Source organism: Marinicauda salina, from assembly GCF_003122085.1.
In the GTDB taxonomy this organism is placed as follows: Bacteria; Pseudomonadota; Alphaproteobacteria; order Caulobacterales; family Maricaulaceae; genus Maricicauda_A; species Maricicauda_A salina.
This window is the reverse complement of record NZ_QEXV01000003.1, coordinates 21,743-39,568: the sequence shown is the minus strand read 5'-3', so window position 1 is coordinate 39,568 and position 17,826 is coordinate 21,743. Positions and strand designations below refer to the sequence as shown.

The 17,826-nt window shown below is 70.9% G+C and carries 16 protein-coding genes and 1 tRNA gene; 6 read left to right on the top strand and 11 right to left on the bottom strand.

All coding sequences use genetic code 11. The features are described from left to right. The 3 genes from DDZ18_RS05720 to hflX all read left to right on the top strand — a co-directional run bounded on the left by DDZ18_RS05720 (position 1) and on the right by hflX (position 2,536). Positions 1 to 867: a D-amino-acid transaminase gene (locus DDZ18_RS05720; RefSeq protein ID WP_109252423.1), complete on the top strand. Its 867-nt coding sequence runs from the start codon at positions 1 to 3 to the stop codon at positions 865 to 867. A gap of 71 nt (positions 868 to 938) precedes the next feature. Further along, positions 939 to 1,202, top strand: coding sequence for an RNA chaperone Hfq (hfq, locus tag DDZ18_RS05715; RefSeq protein WP_109252422.1), 264 nt, complete (start codon positions 939 to 941; stop codon positions 1,200 to 1,202). Further along, positions 1,199 to 2,536, top strand: a complete 1,338-nt coding sequence (gene hflX, locus DDZ18_RS05710) for a GTPase HflX (RefSeq protein ID WP_109252421.1) — start codon at positions 1,199 to 1,201, stop codon at positions 2,534 to 2,536. Before hfq ends, hflX begins: the two co-directional genes overlap by 4 nt. Positions 2,537 to 2,540: 4 nt before the next feature. On the opposite strand, the gene mazG is transcribed toward hflX, so the two are convergent. From mazG to DDZ18_RS14205, 7 genes are all read right to left on the bottom strand, one after another. Further along, positions 2,541 to 3,404, bottom strand: coding sequence for a nucleoside triphosphate pyrophosphohydrolase (mazG, locus tag DDZ18_RS05705; protein WP_233245723.1), 864 nt, complete (start codon positions 3,402 to 3,404; stop codon positions 2,541 to 2,543). A 62-nt stretch (positions 3,405 to 3,466) separates the two neighbouring features. After that, on the bottom strand, positions 3,467 to 4,330 hold the full coding sequence (locus tag DDZ18_RS05700) for an MBL fold metallo-hydrolase (RefSeq protein ID WP_109252420.1): 864 nt from the start codon (positions 4,328 to 4,330) through the stop codon (positions 3,467 to 3,469). Further along, positions 4,327 to 5,106, bottom strand: a complete 780-nt coding sequence (locus DDZ18_RS05695) for a TatD family hydrolase (protein WP_109252419.1) — start codon at positions 5,104 to 5,106, stop codon at positions 4,327 to 4,329. The genes DDZ18_RS05700 and DDZ18_RS05695 overlap by 4 nt, the downstream gene beginning before the upstream one ends. A gap of 14 nt (positions 5,107 to 5,120) precedes the next feature. Beyond that, on the bottom strand, positions 5,121 to 6,164 hold the full coding sequence (locus DDZ18_RS05690) for a DNA polymerase III subunit delta' (protein ID WP_109252418.1): 1,044 nt from the start codon (positions 6,162 to 6,164) through the stop codon (positions 5,121 to 5,123). Continuing rightward, entirely contained in the window at positions 6,161 to 6,796 is a 636-nt protein-coding gene (gene tmk, locus DDZ18_RS05685) for a dTMP kinase (RefSeq protein ID WP_109252417.1), read from the bottom strand. Before tmk ends, DDZ18_RS05690 begins: the two co-directional genes overlap by 4 nt. 4 nt (positions 6,797 to 6,800) lie before the next feature. Next, positions 6,801 to 7,946: a D-alanyl-D-alanine carboxypeptidase family protein gene (locus DDZ18_RS05680; protein WP_109252416.1), complete on the bottom strand. Its 1,146-nt coding sequence runs from the start codon at positions 7,944 to 7,946 to the stop codon at positions 6,801 to 6,803. Between the two features lie 111 nt (positions 7,947 to 8,057). After that, positions 8,058 to 8,618 carry a septal ring lytic transglycosylase RlpA family protein gene (locus tag DDZ18_RS14205; RefSeq protein WP_109252415.1) on the bottom strand — a complete coding sequence of 187 codons (561 nt, stop codon included), beginning with the start codon at positions 8,616 to 8,618 and terminating at the stop codon, positions 8,058 to 8,060. Positions 8,619 to 8,735: 117 nt separating this feature from the next. On the opposite strand from DDZ18_RS14205, the gene DDZ18_RS05670 reads away from it, so the two are divergent. Next, positions 8,736 to 8,825 (top strand) — tRNA-Ser (locus DDZ18_RS05670). 46 nt (positions 8,826 to 8,871) lie between these two features. Here the strand turns inward: DDZ18_RS05670 and DDZ18_RS05665 are convergent. The 3 genes from DDZ18_RS05665 to selD form a co-directional block, all read right to left on the bottom strand. Further along, positions 8,872 to 9,486: a periplasmic heavy metal sensor gene (locus tag DDZ18_RS05665; protein WP_199241136.1), complete on the bottom strand. Its 615-nt coding sequence runs from the start codon at positions 9,484 to 9,486 to the stop codon at positions 8,872 to 8,874. 31 nt (positions 9,487 to 9,517) lie between these two features. Beyond that, complete coding sequence (locus tag DDZ18_RS05660) at positions 9,518 to 10,894, bottom strand: tetratricopeptide repeat protein (RefSeq protein ID WP_109252414.1); 1,377 nt, start codon at positions 10,892 to 10,894, stop codon at positions 9,518 to 9,520. A gap of 86 nt (positions 10,895 to 10,980) precedes the next feature. Further along, positions 10,981 to 12,033 (bottom strand): selenide, water dikinase SelD, encoded by a 1,053-nt coding sequence (gene selD, locus DDZ18_RS05655; protein ID WP_109252413.1) that lies wholly within the window; start codon positions 12,031 to 12,033, stop codon positions 10,981 to 10,983. Positions 12,034 to 12,101: 68 nt separating this feature from the next. On the opposite strand from selD, the gene mnmH reads away from it, so the two are divergent. After that, entirely contained in the window at positions 12,102 to 13,172 is a 1,071-nt protein-coding gene (mnmH, locus tag DDZ18_RS05650; RefSeq protein WP_109252412.1) for a tRNA 2-selenouridine(34) synthase MnmH, read from the top strand. 78 nt (positions 13,173 to 13,250) lie between these two features. Beyond that, entirely contained in the window at positions 13,251 to 15,890 is a 2,640-nt protein-coding gene (locus tag DDZ18_RS05645) for a metallopeptidase domain-containing protein (protein ID WP_109252411.1), read from the top strand. A gap of 88 nt (positions 15,891 to 15,978) precedes the next feature. Here the strand turns inward: DDZ18_RS05645 and DDZ18_RS05640 are convergent, their stop codons facing one another. After that, entirely contained in the window at positions 15,979 to 17,796 is a 1,818-nt protein-coding gene (locus DDZ18_RS05640; protein ID WP_109252410.1) for a C1 family peptidase, read from the bottom strand. Positions 17,797 to 17,826: the final 30 nt, after the last annotated feature.

Here is a 17,826-nt window from a genome sequence, read left to right as displayed (position 1 = left end):
ATGGCGCGTATCGCCTACGTGAACGGACGCTACCTGCCCGTCGACGCGCCCGCGATCGGCGTCGAGGATCGCGGCTTCCAGTTCGCCGACGGCGTCTACGAGGTCTGGTCGGTGCGCGACGGGCGGTTCCTCGATCACGCCGGCCACATGGCGCGTCTCGAGCGCTCGCTGGGCGAGCTTCGCATCCCGATGCCGATGACGCCCCGCGCCCTCGACGTCGTCCTGCGCGAGACGCTGCGGCGCAACCGGGTTCGCGACGGGCTGGTCTATCTCCAGATCACGCGGGGCGCGGCCTCGCGGGATCATCCGTTTCCGGTCCCCGCGCCGCGGCCGACGCTTGTGGTCACCGCCCGGTCCGCCGATCTGGCCGCCGCCGGGAAGAAGGCCGCCGAAGGCGTCGGGATCGTCTCGACGCCCGACAATCGCTGGGGGCGGTGCGACATCAAGTCGGTCGGGCTGCTGCCCAACGTCCTGGCCAAGCAGGCCGCGCGGGAGGCGGGCGCCCACGAGGCCTGGTTCGTCGATAACGAGGGCCGGGTCACCGAAGGCGCCTCCAGCACGGCCTGGATCGTCACCGCCGAAGGCGTGCTGACGACGCGCCATCTCGATCAGCGCATCCTGCCGGGCATCACGCGGAGCACGGTGCGCGCGGCGCTCGACGCCGAAGGGATACCCTTCGAGGAGCGCGCCTTCACCCTCGACGAGGCGAAGGCGGCGAAGGAGGCGTTCATCACCTCGGCGACGAGCTTCGTCACGCCGGTGGTGAGCCTGGACGGTGCGCCGATCGGGGAGGGCCGCCCCGGCCCCGTGGCGCGTCGTCTGCGCGCGCTCTACGAAGCCGCCGCGCGCGCGGACGGAGGGGCTTGAAGCTTGCGGGGCGGCGGCGCTGTGTTTACCTAGCGGAAGGAAGCGCTTCGGGGCTGCAAGAAGAAAACAACATGGCGAACGACAAGAAACAGAACCTGCAGGACGTGTTCCTCAACACGGTCCGCAAGGGCAAGACGCCGCTGACCATCTTCCTCGTCAACGGCGTGAAGCTTCAGGGCGTGGTGACCTGGTTCGACAATTTCTGCGTGCTCTTGCGGCGCGAGGGTCAGATCCAGCTGGTCTACAAGCACGCCATCTCGACGATCATGCCCGGTCAGCCGGTTCAGCTCTTCGAGGGCGACAAGGACGAAGACGAAGGAGATAACGAGGATTGATCGAGCGCGCCGCGCCTTCTGACAACACGCTGGTCATTCATCCGGCCGCGCCTGACGCCGACCCCGCGCGCGCCGAAGCCCGCCTCGAGGAGGCGTGCGGCCTCGCCGAGGCGCTCGGGCTGAAGATCGTCGACCGCGCCGAGGAGAAGCTGCGCAAGCTCGATCCGTCGACTTATTTCGGGTCCGGCAAGGTGGCGATGCTCAAGGACCGCATCGTCGCGCTCGGCGCCGACGCCGTCGTCATCGACGCCGCGCTCACGCCGGTCCAGCAGCGCAATCTGGAGCGCGCCTGGAACGCCAAGGTCATCGACCGTACCGGGCTCATCCTCGAGATCTTCGCCGAACGGGCCAGCACCAAGGAGGGCCGGCTCCAGGTCGAACTCGCGCGTCTCACCTACGCGCGCTCGCGGCTGGTGCGGACCTGGACCCACCTTGAACGTCAGCGCGGCGGCCGCGGCTTCCTCGCCGGACCGGGCGAGACCCAGATCGAGACCGACCGGCGGCTGATCTCCGAGCGCATGGCGAAGCTCCGCGCCGAGCTCGAGGACGTCAAACGCACGCGTGCGCTGCATCGCAAGCGCCGCCGCGCCGCGCCCTGGCCGACGGTCGCGCTCGTGGGTTACACGAACGCCGGAAAATCCACGATTTTCAATATCCTGGCGGATTCCGCGGTGCTCGCGAAGGACATGCCCTTCGCCACGCTCGACCCGACCGTGCGCGCGATCCGCTCGCCCTCGGGCCGCAAGATCCTGATCTCCGACACGGTGGGCTTCATCACCGATCTGCCCACCGAGCTGATCGCGGCGTTCCGCGCCACGCTGGAGGAGGTGAGGGAGGCCGACATCCTCGTCCATGTCCGCGACGTGTCCGATCCCGACCACGAAGGCCGCAAGGCCGATGTCGAGGCGGTTCTGGACGCCCTCGACGCCGGCGCCGAGCACGGCCAGCGCGTGATCGAGGCGTGGAACAAGGCCGACCGGCTGTCCGAAGCCGACCGCGCCGACATCGAATGGCGGGCGCGGCTGCCGAAACGGCCCGGCGTTCCGCCGGCCGCGGTGATGTCGGCGGCGACGGGCGAGGGGCTCGACGCGCTGATGGCGCTCGTCGAGCAGGCCCTGTCGATGGACGACACGGTGCTGCGCTTCCGCGCCGATCCCGAGGACGCCCAGGCGCTCGCCTGGGTTCACGAGAACGGCGACGTGCTCGAGGAGCGCGTGGACGCCGAGAGCGGGACGACCTTCGCCGTGGCGCGGCTGTCCGGGCCCGACGCCGGACGCTTCCGCCGGCGTTTCCCCGGTCTCGAGATCAGCGCCGAGAAGGCCGCGGCGGAGTAACGGTTCAATCCGGTCTCGACTTCTCGGCGTTCTTCGCCTTGACCCACAGCGCCTCCATCTCGTCGAGGGAGGCGTCCTCGGCGCGTCGGCCGGCGGATTTCAGATCCCGTTCCACCGACTTGAAGCGGCGCTCGAACTTTGAATTCGCCCCGCGCAGCGCGTCTTCGGGGTCGACGCCGAGCGTTCGGGCGAGATTGGCGCACACGAACAATAGATCGCCCAGCTCCTCGGCGACGTGGTCCTGGTCGCCGCTCTCGATCGCCCCGCGCAGCTCGTCCGTCTCCTCGTCGAGCTTGTCGAACACGCGCTCGGCGTCGGGCCAGTCGAAGCCGACGCGGGCGGCGCGTTTGGTGAGTTTCTCGGCGCGCATGAGCGCGGGCAGGGCGTGGGGCACGTCCTCCAGGATGGACTCGTGGCCGCGGGCGGCGCGCTCTTCGGCCTTTTGCGCCTCCCAGGCGCGCGTCTGGCTTTCGGCGTCGCGCTCCTCGGCCGCGCCGAAGACGTGAGGATGGCGGCGGATCATCTTGTCGGCGATTGCGCGCGCGACATCGTCGAAGGCGAACGCGCCGGCTTCCTCGGCCATGCGGCTGTGGAAGACGACCTGGAAAAGCAGGTCGCCGAGTTCGCCGCGCAGCTCTTCCATGTCGCCGCGCTCGATCGCGTCGGCGACCTCGTAGGCTTCCTCGATGGTGTACGGCGCGATGGTGGCGAACGTCTGTTCGACATCCCAGGGGCAGCCGGTCTCCGGGTCGCGCAGCCGCGCCATGATCGCCAGCAGGCGCGCCATCGGCGGCGTGGATTCGTCGTCGGCCGAGATGTCCGCGCGCCCGGGGGCGGGCGCGTCGCCGGAGGCGTCAGGCTTGCTCATGGCTCGATCCATTTCGCGCATAAGAAAGATTATGAGAAATCGTGGCGCACCTTGGGCCCGAGCTAAGGGCGGTCGACATGGACGATCTCCCCCGTATCGGCGTCCATGACGAGGCTGAGACCGTCATAGGCCGGCCTCACCCCGTCCGGGCAGCGTTTGAGCAGCGTGCGATAATCCATGTCGATGTGGAGATTGGTCAGCAGGCCGAGCGCGGGGTTCACGCGCTCCAGCCATTCCAGCGCGCGTCCGAGATGGGCGTGGCTGGGGTGCGGCTTTTCGCGCAGCGCGTCGACGATCCACGCGGTGACGCCCTCCAGCGCGGCGAACCCGGTCTCCGGGATGGAATCGACATCCGGCGTGTAAGCCAGCGGGCCGACGCGGACGCCGGCGCAATCGATCGATCCGTGACCGACGGTGAAGCTGGTGAGCGCCAGCGGGCCGCCGGCTCCGTCGATGCTAACTTCCTCGCCGTCAGCGAGCGTCATCGGCTCCAGCAATGGCGGATAGCCCGAGCCCGCTGGCGTCTCGAAGATATAGGCGAAGCGCAGCCTCAGCGCCGCGCCGGTCGCCGCGTCCATCCAGGCCGGCAACCGCGCGCCGCGGCGATAGACCAGCGCGCGCACGTCGTCGATGCCGTGGGTCTGGTCGGCGTGATCGTGGGTGAAAGCCAGCGCGTCGATCATGGGCGAGCCGGCAGCGAGCAGCTGGGCGCGCAGATCCGGCGTGGTGTCGATCAGCAGACGCGTCGCCTCACCCGCCTTGAGCGCTTCAAGCGATGCGCCCTTTTCCACCAGCAAGCTACAGCGCAGCCGGTAGTTTTTCGGCTCCTTCGGATCACACGCGCCCCAGTCGCCGTCGACGCGCGGCACGCCGCCCGACGAGCCGCAGCCGAGGATGCGCGCGCGGATGATCCCGGCCGCGCTCACCGCGGGATCCGGTCGAACAGCGCCAGCGTCGCGCGCCGCGTGCGATCGGCCGTCTCCTCGAGGCTCCAGCCGCGCAGCTCGCCGAGTTTCTCGGCGACATGGGGCAGGAAGGCCGGCTCGTTGCGCTTGCCGCGGTGGGGAACCGGGGCGAGATACGGGCAGTCCGTCTCGATGATGATGCGGTCTTCGGGAATGACGTCGCGGAAGACGGCGCGCACCTCCTCGGCCTTCTTGAAGGTGATGATGCCCGATGCGGAGAACCATGCGCCGAGCGCGGCGGCGCGGCGGGCGAGCTCGAGGCCGCCCGTATAGCAGTGCAGGAGCGCCTTGAAGGGCCCCTTCCCCATCTCCTCCTCCAGGAGGTCGGCCATCGCCTCGTCGGCGTCGCGGCAGTGCAGGACGACGGGCAGCCCGGTGCGGCGGGCGGCCTCGATATGCGCGCGCAGGCTCGGATACTGCGCCTCGGGCGGGCTGTAATTGTAATGAAAGTCGAGCCCCGTCTCGCCGATCGCGACGACCCGCGGGTGGTCGGCGAGCGCGACCAGCTCCTCGGGCGTGATGTCGGGCCGATCCTTGGCGTGATGCGGGTGCGCGCCGACCGTGCAGTAGATGTCGTCGTTCGCCTCGGCGATCGCGCGCACGGCGTCGAAATCCGACAGCCGGCAGCAGATGGCGATCATCGGCGAGACGCCCGCCTCCCGCGCGCGATCGAGGACGTCGCCGAGATCCGCTTCAAAGGCGTCCCCGTGAAGATTCACGTGGCTGTCGATGAACATGGGATCGGCGTCCGTCAGTCTGCGGCGGCGGCGTCCTGGAGGATGGCGAAGGCCGCGTGGGTGGTCTGCTTCGGGTCGAGATAGAGGGTTTCGCTCTCCCTCGCCAGCCGCGCCAGCGCGTCGCCGGCGTCGACCCAGCGGCCGGCGTCCTCGACCCCGCCCTGCTCGAGCGCCAGGGTCCGCGCGCGACCCTGCGCGTAGACGCCGAGGAAATCGAGCAGCGTGCGCCTGAAGGCGTCGCCGTCCTTCTGGCCGCACTTTGCCGCGAGCCGGGCGATCGCGGCGCGGTCGAGCCGCGGCAGGGCGTCGAGCACCCGGTCGAGTTCGTCCTTGAGCGCGGGGGCGTCGGTCGCCGCCAGCGCCAGCGCCCGGCCCGGCGCGCCGCCGGCGAGCGCGGCGGCCTTGGCGGCGAGTTCGGGCGCGAGGCCGTGGGCCGCGCTCAGCCAGTCCGCCGTGGCCTCGATGTCCGGCGCGCGCAGCGACAGCCGCCGGCAGCGCGAACGGATCGTCGCGGGCAGCCGGCCCGGCGCATTGACCACGAGGAGAAGCAGGCCGCGCTTCGGCGGCTCCTCCAGCGTCTTGAGGATGGCGTTGGCCGCGTTGGCGTTCATCTCGTCGGCGGCGTCGACGAGGCAGACCCGCCAACCGTCATGACCGCCGGCGCTGCGCGAGAAGAAATCCGGCGCACGGCGGCTCTCCTCGACGGTGATCTCGGCGCGGATCCGGCCGCGCTTGTCATCATAGGGCCGCCGGATCAGCAGGAAATCGGGATGCGATAGCGCCTCGAGCCGCCGGCAGACCGGATCCTCCGGGTCGGCCGACAGCGGACCGTCGCCGGCCGGCGCGGCGCCGAGGACGCGGCGCGCGATCCGCCAGGCCAGCGTCGCCTTGCCCACCCCCTTGGGCCCGGTGATCATCCAGGCGTGATGCATGCGCCCGCCGGCGAATGCCTGCTCGACGGCGGCTGCGGCCGGGTCGTGACCGAACAGTTGATAGACCGCGCGCGGGTGCGGCAGCTCGCCTTCCCGGTCGGCTTCGGGCTGGCCGGTCTCGCTCACGCCTTCGCTCCCAGCCGCTGGTCGACGACCTCGAGCGCGGCGGCGGCGAGCGCGTCGGGATCGAGCCGGCCGTCCAGCACGACGCAGCGATCGGGCTCGCGCCGTGCGATCTCCAGAAAGCCGTCACGCAGGGCCCGGTGGAACGCCAGGTCGCGCGCCTCGAAGCGCGTGCGCGCCTCGCCGCGCTTTTCGGCGCGCTTCAGGCCCTCGGCCGGGTCGAGATCGACGATCAGGGTGAGGTCCGGGGCGAAGCCGCCCAGCGTCGCGGCGTGGATTGCGTCGATGCGATCGGGGTCCAGCTTCCCGGCCGCGCCCTGATAGGCGCGCGTGGAGTCGGCGAAGCGGTCGCAGATCACCCAGTCGCCGCGGTCCAGCGCCGGCCGGATGCGGCGTTCGACGTGGTCGGCGCGGGCGGCGTAGAGGAGCAGCGTCTCGCTGATCGGGCTCCAGCGATCGGCCTCGCCCGTCACCAGCAGCTGGCGGATCAGCTCGGCGTCGGCGGTGCCGCCGGGCTCGCGCGTCAGATCGGTCTCGACGCCGCGCGCGGCCAGACCGGCGGCGAGCGCGAGGGCCAGCGTGGACTTGCCGGCGCCCTCCCCGCCCTCGAGCGTGATGAAGCGGCCCCGCGCCACGCCGTCAGGCGCCGCGGATCATCGAGGCCAGCGCGGTGAGCGCGCGGCCGAGCGCGCCCTTGCGGGGCACTTCGGAGGCGGCCTCGAGCGGATACTCGTGCGTTCGGCCGTCGGGCATCGTCACGACCAGCGCGCCGATCGCGTCGCCGGCGGCCACCGGCGCATGGACCGGGCCCTCGTAGACCACCTCGACCGTCACGTCGTCGCGATCGCGGCGGTGCATGCCGAGGCTGACGTCCTCGGTGAGACGCAGACCGACGCGCGCGCCCTCGCCCATGAACACCTCGGCCTCGCCGACGACGTCGCCGGCCGCGGCGATGTCGACCAGCGCGAACTCGTGGAAGGCCGCGCGGACAAGCCGCTCGGCCTCGTCGGCGCGCGCGTTCTCGCTGTCCATGCCGTTGAACACGACAATGCGGCGCTCGCCGTCGCGTTCCGCCGAGGCGACGAGGCCGTAGCCGGAGGCCTCGGTGTGGCCGGTCTTGAGGCCGTCGACTCCCTCGACCAGCCCCAGGATCGGGTTGCGGTTGAACTGGCGAATTCCGTTATAGGTGAAGGTTTCTTCCGCAAATATCGAATAGTAATCGGGATATTCGGAAACGATGATCCGCGCGAGCTCCGCCAGGTCCTCCGCCGAAATGACGTGTTCGGGGTCGGGCCAGCCGGTGGAATTGACGAAATGCGCGGTCTCCAGGCCGAGTTCGGCGGCGCGCTCGTTCATCATCTCGGCGAAGTTCTCCTCCGTGCCGCCCAGCGCCTCGGCGATGACGATGCAGGCGTCATTGCCCGACTGGACGATGATGCCGCGCAGCAGATCGTCGACGCGCGCCCGCGTGTCGGGCTCGAGGAACATCGTCGAGGAGCCCGACGCCGAGCCGCCGCGCCGCCAGGCGTGGGCGCTCACGGGCAGCTCGTCGTCGAGCGACAAGGCCCCCTCCTCCAGCGCCTCGAACGCCATCAGCACGGTCATCAGCTTCGACATCGAGGCGGGATACATCGGCTCCTCGCCGGCCTTGGAATAGAGCACCGCGCCGGTGTCGTGATCCATGATCACGGCGTGTTCGGCGCGCGTGCGGAACGCGCCGTCCTGGGCGTTGGCGGCGGCGAGCGGAAAAGCGACGAGGGCGAGAAGCGCGAGGATCGGACGCATGGGCGGCTCCGGTGCGGGTCACGGACGGAATCGGCGGCGGGCGTCGCGCCCGCGCGTCTTTCTATCGCACACCGAAACGCGGCGGAACCGTGGCGCCCAGACCCGGCGGGCCTATTCGCCGGCTGACGCGCCGAGCGGCGCCTGGCCGCGCGGCGGACCCTCGGCGGGGTCGAAGAATTGCGCGCGCGCCGCCCGGTCGTGCGGATCGGCGGGGCCCAGCGCCTCGACGCGCACCTCGGTCACCCCGTCCTCGATGAAGCCGAGCGCGGCGGCGGCGGCGCGGCTGAGATCGATGATGCGATCGCCGGCGTAGGGCCCGCGATCATTGACGCGCACGACCACGCTCTCGCCGGTGTCGAGCCGCGTCACGCGCGCCAGGCTCGGCAGGGGCAGCGTCCGGTGGGCGGCGGTCAGCTTCGTCTGGTCGAAGATCTCGCCGTTGGCGGTGAGATTGCCGTGGAAGCCGGGCCCGTACCAGGAGGCCACGCCCGTCGCGACCGACCGCGGCGCGGGCGTCGACAGGCCGGGTCCCTGCGGGGCGCTGCGTTCGGGCGCGCCGCGGTCCGGCGCGGCGGCGAGGCGCGATTCGGGGGCGCGCGCCGTCGAGCACGCCGCGACGCCGAGCATGAGCGCAGCCGCGCCCAGGCGGCCGATATGTCGCCGGATCGTCATGACCCCGACTCTCCCCCGAACAGGTGAGAGAAACGTTAGGAAGGCGGGGCCGGACGGGCAACCGGGCGCCGCCCGCCTTGCGGGCGCGGGCGTGCGAGGGCTACATGCGGCCTCAGCGGAGGAGTGGCTGAGTGGTCGAAAGCGGCGGTCTTGAAAACCGTTGAGCGTTCACGCGCTCCGGGGGTTCGAATCCCTCCTCCTCCGCCAATCCGAACACGGCTTCGCCCGCCGAAGTTCGCTGCGAACCGCCCGCTCAATCGGGTTCCGGGCAGCCATTGTGCCGGCGCCACATTCGGGGGTCGTGACCCGTTGGGACCCGGTTGCACGGGTCTTGCGCCGCATATCCGCGGATCTCGCGGTATTGCGCGATCTGCGCGTCCGTCAGGAGCGGCGGGGTCGCGAGATGCCGCGACAGATGGATGAATCGCAGTTCGGCGCGCGCGGCCTCGGCCTCGGCGATCAGCGACCGCAGGCGAGCCTCGTCGAGGCGCCCGTCTCGGAAGGCCGTCTCGATCGCCGCCTCGGCCTCGATCAGCCGTTCCCCGGCGGCCACGGCCTCGCGTCGCATGTCGTCGTATATCGCGCGGATTTCGGCGGTCTGCTCCGCGGTCAGCTCGAGATCTTCACGCAGCTCCAGCAGGTGGGCGGGTCCCGGAACGCCGTTGAGCTCGGCGGCCAGCGCCAGGCCCCAGCCGCCGCCACGGCGAATCTCCTCGATGTCGGCTTCCGAGAGGCTCTTGATCTCGCGGGTCTCGAGCCCGGCGTAGGGCGAGGCGTCCCCGGATCGTTCCTGAGCCATGGCGGTCGCGGCGGCGAATACGGCCGCCAACCCAGCGCCGAGGCCCATGAGCAGGGTCCTTGTGATCATGTCTTCTCCATCGAGCCTGCTGACGGCTTGTCTACGCCTTGCGGTCCTCCCCCGCCAGGTCCGAGAAATCCAGCCCGTGGCGCTTGAGCGTCTCGGGCCCGAGGTCGGGATGATCCGCCCGCACTTCGGCGATCAGTTCGCGCGCGGCGTCGGTCTCGCCGCTGTCGGAAAGGATCCGCGCCAGCAGGAGCGCGGCGGGCAGGAAGTCGGCGTCGTAGCGCCGGGCGCGCTCGAGCGCGGCGCGCGCCTCGTCGAGCCGGCCGAGCTGCTGCAGCCCGAGTCCCAGCTGGTGCAGCCAGAAGGCGACCGCCGGGTGCTTCGGGCTGATGCGGACGGCGGCCTCGAGTTCGTCGACGCCTTCCGCGAAACGGCCGCGAAGGATCAGCGACGCGCCCTTGGCGGCGTGGGCCTGGGCGTTCGACGGGTCGAGCTCGAGGGCGCGATCGAGCAGCGGCAGGCCGCGCTCGCCCTCGCCGATATCGCACAGCGCGCAGCCGGCGTAGCCGAGCACGTCGGGCGCGTCGCGCTCGAGGCTCACCGCGCGATCGGCCATCGTCGCGATCTCGGCGCGCGCTTCGGGCGTGTCCTCGATCCGCCCGGTCATGATCGCGATCGCCTCCTGGAGCGCGAGCTGGGCCATCGCCGGGGCGAATTCGGGTTCGAGCTCGAGCGCCTCGCGCAGCTCGGCGTTGCTCTCCTCGACGGCGTCCGGGTTGAGGCCCTTGCGGATGATGACCGCGGCGGCCTGGTTGTAGTGCTGCATCGCGGAGGGCTTCACGCGTCGCCGCGTCTCCAGCCGGCGCACCTCGGCGAGATTAATCTGCGAGCCCAGATGGGCGACGATCTCGGAGATGAGATCGTTCTGCAGGTCGAGCAGCGACTCCGCGTCGCGGTCGAAATGCCCCGCCCAGACGTGGCTGCCGGAGCGCGTGTCGATGAGCTGGGCGGTCACGCGGATCTGCTCGCCGGCCCGCCTCAGGCTGCCCTCCAGCGCGTAGGCCACGCCGAGCTCTTCCCGGATCGTTCGCACGTCGAGCGGCTGGTCCTTGTAGGCGTAGGCCGAGGTGCGCGCGATGACGAAATAGCGCGGCACGCGGGCGAGCTGGGTGGTGAGATCCTCGGTGACCGCGTCGGCGAGCACCGCGTCCTCGGGGGCCTGGGACAGCGCGTCGAAGGGCAGCACGACGATCGAGGCGAGCTCGTTTTCAGCGGCCCGGTCGGCGTCATCGGGTCGAGCGGGTCGGCCGGACCCCTCTCGTCCCTCTTCCGGCTGCCGCCGGAGCGCTTTGCGGAGCATCGCGCCCAGCGGGGAGACGAACACGCCGAGGACGACGACCAGGGCGGCGAGCCCGGACAGGAGGCGTTCATGCGCCTCCACCCATTGCAGGAGCTGATCGAGGATCGCCAAGCGCCGTTCCCCTGTCTCCGCGCGCGTCCGACCCTAAGCGAGGCCGGGCGCGTCTGGCCAGCGGCGCAGGAGAATGCGGCGCGCGCCTAGGTCACCGCGATCGTCGGGGCGCCTTGTGCGATCTTCCCCACTACCGCCGCGCTCTCGTGGCCGTGGCGGGCGAAGACCTCGAGCACGGCGTCGACCGCCTCGGGCGCGCAACTCACCAGCAGCCCGCCGCTGGTCTGGGGGTCGCAGAGCAGATCCCGGTCGAGATCGTTCCAGTCCGACGGCGTTTCGACGAGCGGGCTCACCGCCGTCCAGTTTCGCCCGGACGCGCCGGTGCGGACCCCCTCGCCCGCGAGGCGCCGCGCGCCGTCGAAGACGGGAACCGCGGCGCGCTCGACGACGGCGCGGACGCCGCTGGCCTGGCAGACCTCGCTGAGATGGCCGAGCAGGCCGAAGCCGGTGACGTCGGTGGCGGCGTGGACGCCGTCGAGTTCGGCCAGGTCCGCGCCGGGCGTGTTCATCAGCGTGGTCGAGGCGATCATCCGCGCATAGTCGTCATCGGAAAGCAGACCGCGCTTCAGCGCCGCGCTGAACACGCCGATCCCGAGCGGCTTGCCGAGAATGAGCGCGTCGCCGGGGCGCGCGCCGGCGTTGGCGAGGATCCGGTCGGGATGGACGAGGCCCAGCGCGACGAGGCCGTAGAACGGCTCGGCGGCGTCGATCGAGTGGCCGCCGGCGATCGGCGCGCCCGCGGCCTCGGCCACGGCCCGGCCGCCCTCGAGGATGGCGCGGATCGTCTCGGCCGGCACCTCGCCCACCGGCACGCCCAGGAGCGCGAGGCAGAAGATCGGCTTGCCGCCCATGGCGTAGACGTCGGACAGCGCGTTGGTCGCCGCGATGCGACCGAAGGCGTCCGGGTCGTCGACGACGGGGGCGAAGAAGTCGGTCGTGGCGACGATCGCCTGGTCGGGCCCGAGCCGGTAGACGGCCGCGTCGTCGCGTCCGGCCGCGTCGACGATCAGGTCCGGGAACCCGCCGGCGAGCGGCGTGCGCGCGAGGATTTCGTCGAGCACGCCGGGATCGAGCTTGCAGCCGCAGCCGCCGCCGCGGGCGAGCGAGGTGAGCGTGGGCGCGGTCGGGGAGTCGGTCATCGGCGAAATCCGGTTCGAGGCTGGCGGGCGGCTGGCGCCGGGGCGACGGCGCAGACTATACGAGGCCCATGCAGCGTTTCGACCTCATCGACGATCTTTCTCCGCAGGCGCTCGCCGCCTACGACGCGATCATCGACGTCCGCTCGCCCGCGGAATTCGCCGAGGACCATGTGCCCGGCGCGATCAACCTGCCCGTCCTCGACGACGCCGAGCGCGCCCGGGTCGGAACGATCTATACTCAGGACTCGCCCTTCGTCGCGCGCCGGCTCGGCGCGGCCATCGTCTCGCGCAATATCGCCGCGCACCTGGAGACCGCGCTGGCCGACCGGCCCAAGCGCTTCCGGCCGCTCATCTATTGCTGGCGAGGCGGCATGCGCTCGAACGCGATGGCGACCGTGCTGGCCTCGGTCGGCTGGAAGGTCTCGGTGGTCGAGGGCGGCTACCGCACCTGGCGCCGGCAGGTCGTCGCCGCGCTCACCCACAGCGAGGATCCCCTCCCCGTCGTGCTGATCGACGGCCAGACCGGGACGGCGAAGACCGACGTCCTGCGGCGCATGGCCGAGCGCGGCGAGCAGGTCATCGATCTCGAGGGCCTCGCCGCCCATCGCGGCTCCGTGTTCGGCGGCTTCGCCGACGCCGAGCAGCCCGCCCAGAAGGCGTTCGAGACGGCGATCTGGGACGCGCTGCGCCGTTTCGATCTCGACCGGCCGGTCTTCGTGGAGGCGGAGTCGAGCCTGGTCGGCCGATGCCGGGTCCCCGCCCGGCTCTGGGCGGCGATGAAGGCCGCCCCGCGCGTGGAGATCGTCGCGCCCGCCGCGGCGCGGGCGACATACCTCGTCACCGCCTATCCGGACATGGTCGCGGATCGAGACCGCGTGCACGCCGCGCTCGACAGGCTGGTCGACAAGCACGCCAAGGCGGATATCGCCGAATGGCGCGCCCTCGCCGAGGCCGGCGATCACCAGGGTCTCGCCGCCGCGCTGATCGACGCGCATTACGATCCCGCCTACGACCGAAGCCGCAAGCGTCGTCCGCCCGCCGTAAGCGAGCGGGTCGAGACAGACAGCCTCGACGCCGGGGCGGTCGACCGGCTGGCGGCGGCCATCCCCGGCATCGCCGCGGGACTGCCCTGGCGATAGGCCCTTCGCGGCGCGGCATGACGCCGGCCGCGATCCGGAGTATGGTTAATAAATCATTTCCGGCTGGGAGGACGGATCATGCCTATCGGTATTCTCGCGCGGGCGCTCGCCGCGGCGTGCGCAGGCCTTGCGCTCGTGACCGGCGGCGCGGCGGCGCAGACGCTCGTCGAGCTGCGCACCTGGTATAGCCCGTCGCGCGGCGACCACTTCACGACGACCCAGGACTCCTGGGCCGGCTCGCCCGGCGACCGGCGCTCGCCGGACTACAGGATGATCCGGTCCGAGGGCCGGATCTTCTCTCCTGACGCGCCGCAGCCGCCGGGCACGGTCGAGCTGTGGAGTTTCTGGCATCCCGGCCGCGGCGACAACTTCCTGACCAGCGATCCCGCGTGGACCTCGCAGGCGACGCGCGACGGGTATCGCCGCTTCCGGCTCGAGGGCTACGTGTTCGACCGGCCGGTGGCCGGCGCCGCGCCGCTGGTGAGCTACTGGAGCGGAACGCGGGCGGACAACTTCGCCTCGACCGACGCCCGTCTCCAGGTCGCGCGCGGCGACATCGTGCCCAACGACCGCTCCGGGACGACGCTGGCCGCGAACTACCGGCGATATCGCACCGAGGGCTTCGTGTTCCCGCCCGCGGCCGATCAGTCGGATTCGGAGAGCTTCGGGTTCAATCTTTCCGATGTCGGTTACGCCGACTGGCGCCCGCGCGCGCCCGGCGAGGGCGCGTTGCCAGACGATCCGCTGGCGCGGGAGCGCACCGTCTCCACGCCGCTGCTGATCTCGATGATCGCGTTCGAGGACAAGGATTTCGGCCCGACGGACCTGGCCCGTTACGGCCGGCTGTTCGGCGACGATCCCGGCAATTTCAGCGACATGCTGAACTCGACTTCGAACGGGCGCTACCAGCTCGACACCAGCTTCCTGCCGATCGTGCGCGATGATATCCGCTTCGATCAGCTCTCGGGCATGAAAGACGGCGATGACGGGGCGTGGGCGCTGTCGCGGGACGGCGCCGACGGCCGGGCGCGCTTTCGCGATCTCTACGGTTTCGACATGTCGGAATACGACCTCGACGGCGACGGGATCGAGCGCCACGAGGTCGAGTATCGCACGCGCGTGCTCCACCTCCTCGACCGGCGGATCAACTTCGCCCGCTATGACGCCAACGGCGACGGGCTGGTGGACCGCTCCGAGCTGATGATCCTGCGCTTCGGCGCCGATGACGGCATCGGCGGTCAGATGGGATTCTCGCTGGAAACGACGCTCGACGGGGTTCGCGTGCGAATACCCGTGCTGCTGGTCGCCCGGGAAACCACGCTCGCCGGTCTCGTCCACGAGACCATGCACGCCTGGGGCGGGGTCGACATCTACGGGCCGCGTCGTGCGTTGAACTATCGCGCCACGCCGATGGCCGCGATGCTGTGGGACGACCGCTTCATGCATTTCGATCCGTGGCACAAGGCGCGCTTCGGCTGGGTCCGTCCACGCTTCCAGCCCATTGACGGCGGGGCGGGCGCGACGCTGCTCGGCTCGCCCGGCCACGATGTCGGACGGGACTGGTCGCGGCCGATCGTCTTCTACGATCCCGCCCGCGGGCTCGACGAGTATTTCATGGTCGAGTTCCGGACCCCTCACCCGGCCGACTGTGCTGGGTCCCACCTGCCGGATTCGGCGTGTCCGCGTTACGCCGACAACGGCGTGTCCGACGCCGGTCTGGTGGTCTGGCATTACCGGGCGACCGACGGGGCGAGCGTGCGGCCCGCCGACGTGCGCCGGCGCGACGATCCCGACGATCGCTTCGCCTGGCCGGGAGACACGGCTGAGGACGGACACATGCTCCATCTCGCCGTGGCCCGCGCCCCGGATGGCCGGCTGGGCGGCCGGCGCTACTGGCGCAGCCGGGACGGCGAGATTCCGCTCACCTGGTGGGACGGAAGCGACGCCGGCGTGACGCTCAGCGTCGGACCGATGACGGAGACCAGCCGGGCGCTGGCGGTGAGCTGGCGGTCGTCCGGCGACGTGTTCCGGCCGCGCATCGATCGCGTCGGCGTCGCCGGCGCCGTGCTCGGCGAATACACCCGGGTCGCTCCGGGTCAGACCTTCCATCTCGACGGGGTGTTCGGCGAAACCTATGGCGGCTTCACCGTCTCGCTGTTCGGCGAGGACGGATCGCACCGCTCCATGTCGCTGGACAGTTTCGCGCCGACGCGGCTCATCGTCACCGTTCCCGACGACATGCCGCCGGGGCGCTACGAGCTGGCGCTCGGCAACAACCGGGCCATCGCGGACGGACGCCGGGACCGGATGAGCAACGCCGCGCTGATCGAGATCGCCGGCGGCGGGATCGTCGCCCAGCTCGATCCGGAAGTCGCCCGGGCCATGACCGAGCGCATCGGGCCGATCCGCCTGCAGGCGGTCGAAGGGCTGCAGGCGGCTTCGCCGCAACAGCCCTCCTCGGCGGCCGCCCAGCAGATCGAGCTGACGCCGGCCGATATCGGACTGGAGGGCGGACGGGTTCCGCCGATCCGGGACTTCTCGCTGGACCGGCCGGTCGATCCCCACGCCTATCAACCGCTCGGCGTCGCCCCGCAACTGGACGCGAACCAGCAGGTCCAGCAGCCGGCGGAGGAGGTCGAACGCAGCCTGGAGGACGCGGTCCGCGACGAGCTGCGCGATGCGCTGCTCAATGCGCTCGGCGGCGACGATCCCAACTAGCGTCGGTCACACCGGCGCGCGGCCGCTGCAATGAAGAAAGCCCGGCGCGATCGCGCCGGGCTTTCCTCGTGCGGGCTGACCGCGCCGTTCAGCGCCGCCAGTAGGTGAAGGACGGGTCGGGCCGCCCGACGAAGCACTGCTGCGTGAAGCCGTAGCGCTCGATGGCGGCGAGCGCCTCCCAAGCCTCTTCGGAGTTGTTTCCGAAATCGAGGAGCCACTGGTTCCCCGACACGACCTTCCAGCGTCCGTCGACGCGGCGCACGTCGAGCTGATCGGCGTTGAAGCCGATGCAGTCGGCGCCGCTCATGGCGCCTTGCGGCGCGTCGTCGCCGGACAGCAGGTAGGTCATGCTGGGATCCGGCCGGCCGATATAGCACACCCGGTCCATGTCGTAGTTCCGGATCGTGCGCATCGCCGCGCGAGCCTCGGAACGGCTGTCGCCGAAATCGAACAGCCAGCTGTCGCCGTCGACGATCTTCCACCGGCCGTTCTCGCGCGAGACCCGCGCACGGTCGGTGTTGAAGCCGATGCAGTCCTCGCGGAGATAGCTTTCATTGCGGGCATGGACCCACGCCGCGCCGTAGCCGATCCGGTTGCTGCCGTAGGCGATGCGCATATAGCCGTTATCGCCCCAGCCGGTTCCCCACGAGTTCTTCATGATCCAGGCGTCGTCGTCGTCATCCCAGCCGACAATCGTGACGGCGTGATTGACGTCGCCGTCGGCGTCCTCGTTGAAGACGCCGCTCGAATAGCCCTGGAACGCGCTCGTGACGCGCACGGCGACCGCCAGCGGGCCGTGCTCGCACAGCGCCTCCTTCATCTCGTTGACCGAGGGCGTTCCGCCATTGTCGTCGACATAGCCCCACGCCACCGCGTGATGCGGCGTCGGCGTCGCCGGCTGGCAGGTCGCGTTCGACGCCGTGTAGGGATAGGCGCTCTCGGTGCTCGTGCCCGTGGGCATCATGTAGTCGAAGGTCGTCCCGTACCAGCCGCCGCCGCACGAGCCGCCGGCGTTCGGGCAGCTGACGAAGCGCTGCTCGGAGCCGTCGACCATCGTGTTGTTGCGGATGGCGTTGTTGCCCTCGTAGGCGCCGAGCGCGGCGAAGGCCCAGCAGCTGCCGCAGGCGCCCTGGTTGCGCACCGGGGTGACCTTGTTGTGGTCGCGCCAGTCGAATTCGTTCGCCGACGGATTGCACTGCGCCAGCGCGCCGGTCTCGGAAAGCGCCTGGTTCGTGGTCCGCACATGGGCTTCCGCCGCGCCGGCGTCGAGGCTCAGCAGCGCGCGGGCGAGCTGGTTCTGCTCGCGGGCGAGCGCCGGCAGGTTGCGCGGCGCGCGCGTGCCCGCCAGCTGATTGATGTTCAGCTCCAGCGCCGGGTTGGCCGCGACCTCGAAGCGCGGGCGCGCGCCGATCGTCCGGATCCGGCCCGCTTCAACCGAGTCGCGGATCTGCTGGAGGCGCTCCATCGCCTGCGGCGACAGCTCCGGCTGCCGGACCGCGGGCAATGTCGGCTGGATCACGCCAGGCGTGATCATCGGGCTCGACCCGCCCTCGTCCTGGCTCTCGGTTTCTTCTTCGGGTTCGCCCTGCGGCTGGAGGACGCGCGGGTCGACCACCGTGCCGGGCATGCGCTGAAGGTTCGGGCTGGACGAGTCCTGCGTCTCGTCCGGGTCTTCCTGTGTCTGCTGATCCGAGCCGGAGCCGTCGTCCGACTGGTCCTCGTCCTCGTCATCGTTGATGGCGTCGACCAAGGCGTCGGTCAGGCCCTGCATCACCTCCCGGGCCGCATCGTCGCTTTCCTGGGCGTGCGCGGGCGCGAAGGCGAGCCCCGCCGTGAGAAAAGCCGCGGCAGTCGCCGCTCCGGGCCATCGCGCGATGCGCGTCCACACGGATTTGATCCCAGCCATAGATTCAACCTCCTGGTTGCTGTGCCTGTC

What these genes read in the sequence shown, in the direction of transcription:
- DDZ18_RS05720 (WP_109252423.1), top strand. Translation starts at nt 1, where the DNA reads ATGGCGCGTATCGCCTACGTGAACGGACGCTACCTGCCCGTCGACGCG.
- hfq (WP_109252422.1), top strand. Translation starts at nt 939, where the DNA reads ATGGCGAACGACAAGAAACAGAACCTGCAGGACGTGTTCCTCAACACG.
- mazG (WP_233245723.1), bottom strand. Translation starts at nt 3,404, where the DNA reads ATGAGCAAGCCTGACGCCTCCGGCGACGCGCCCGCCCCCGGGCGCGCG.
- DDZ18_RS05695 (WP_109252419.1), bottom strand. Translation starts at nt 5,106, where the DNA reads ATGTTCATCGACAGCCACGTGAATCTTCACGGGGACGCCTTTGAAGCG.
- DDZ18_RS05680 (WP_109252416.1), bottom strand. Translation starts at nt 7,946, where the DNA reads ATGCGTCCGATCCTCGCGCTTCTCGCCCTCGTCGCTTTTCCGCTCGCC.
- DDZ18_RS14205 (WP_109252415.1), bottom strand. Translation starts at nt 8,618, where the DNA reads ATGACGATCCGGCGACATATCGGCCGCCTGGGCGCGGCTGCGCTCATG.
- DDZ18_RS05665 (WP_199241136.1), bottom strand. Translation starts at nt 9,486, where the DNA reads ATGATCACAAGGACCCTGCTCATGGGCCTCGGCGCTGGGTTGGCGGCC.
- selD (WP_109252413.1), bottom strand. Translation starts at nt 12,033, where the DNA reads ATGACCGACTCCCCGACCGCGCCCACGCTCACCTCGCTCGCCCGCGGC.
- mnmH (WP_109252412.1), top strand. Translation starts at nt 12,102, where the DNA reads ATGCAGCGTTTCGACCTCATCGACGATCTTTCTCCGCAGGCGCTCGCC.
- DDZ18_RS05645 (WP_109252411.1), top strand. Translation starts at nt 13,251, where the DNA reads ATGCCTATCGGTATTCTCGCGCGGGCGCTCGCCGCGGCGTGCGCAGGC.
- DDZ18_RS05640 (WP_109252410.1), bottom strand. Translation starts at nt 17,796, where the DNA reads ATGGCTGGGATCAAATCCGTGTGGACGCGCATCGCGCGATGGCCCGGA.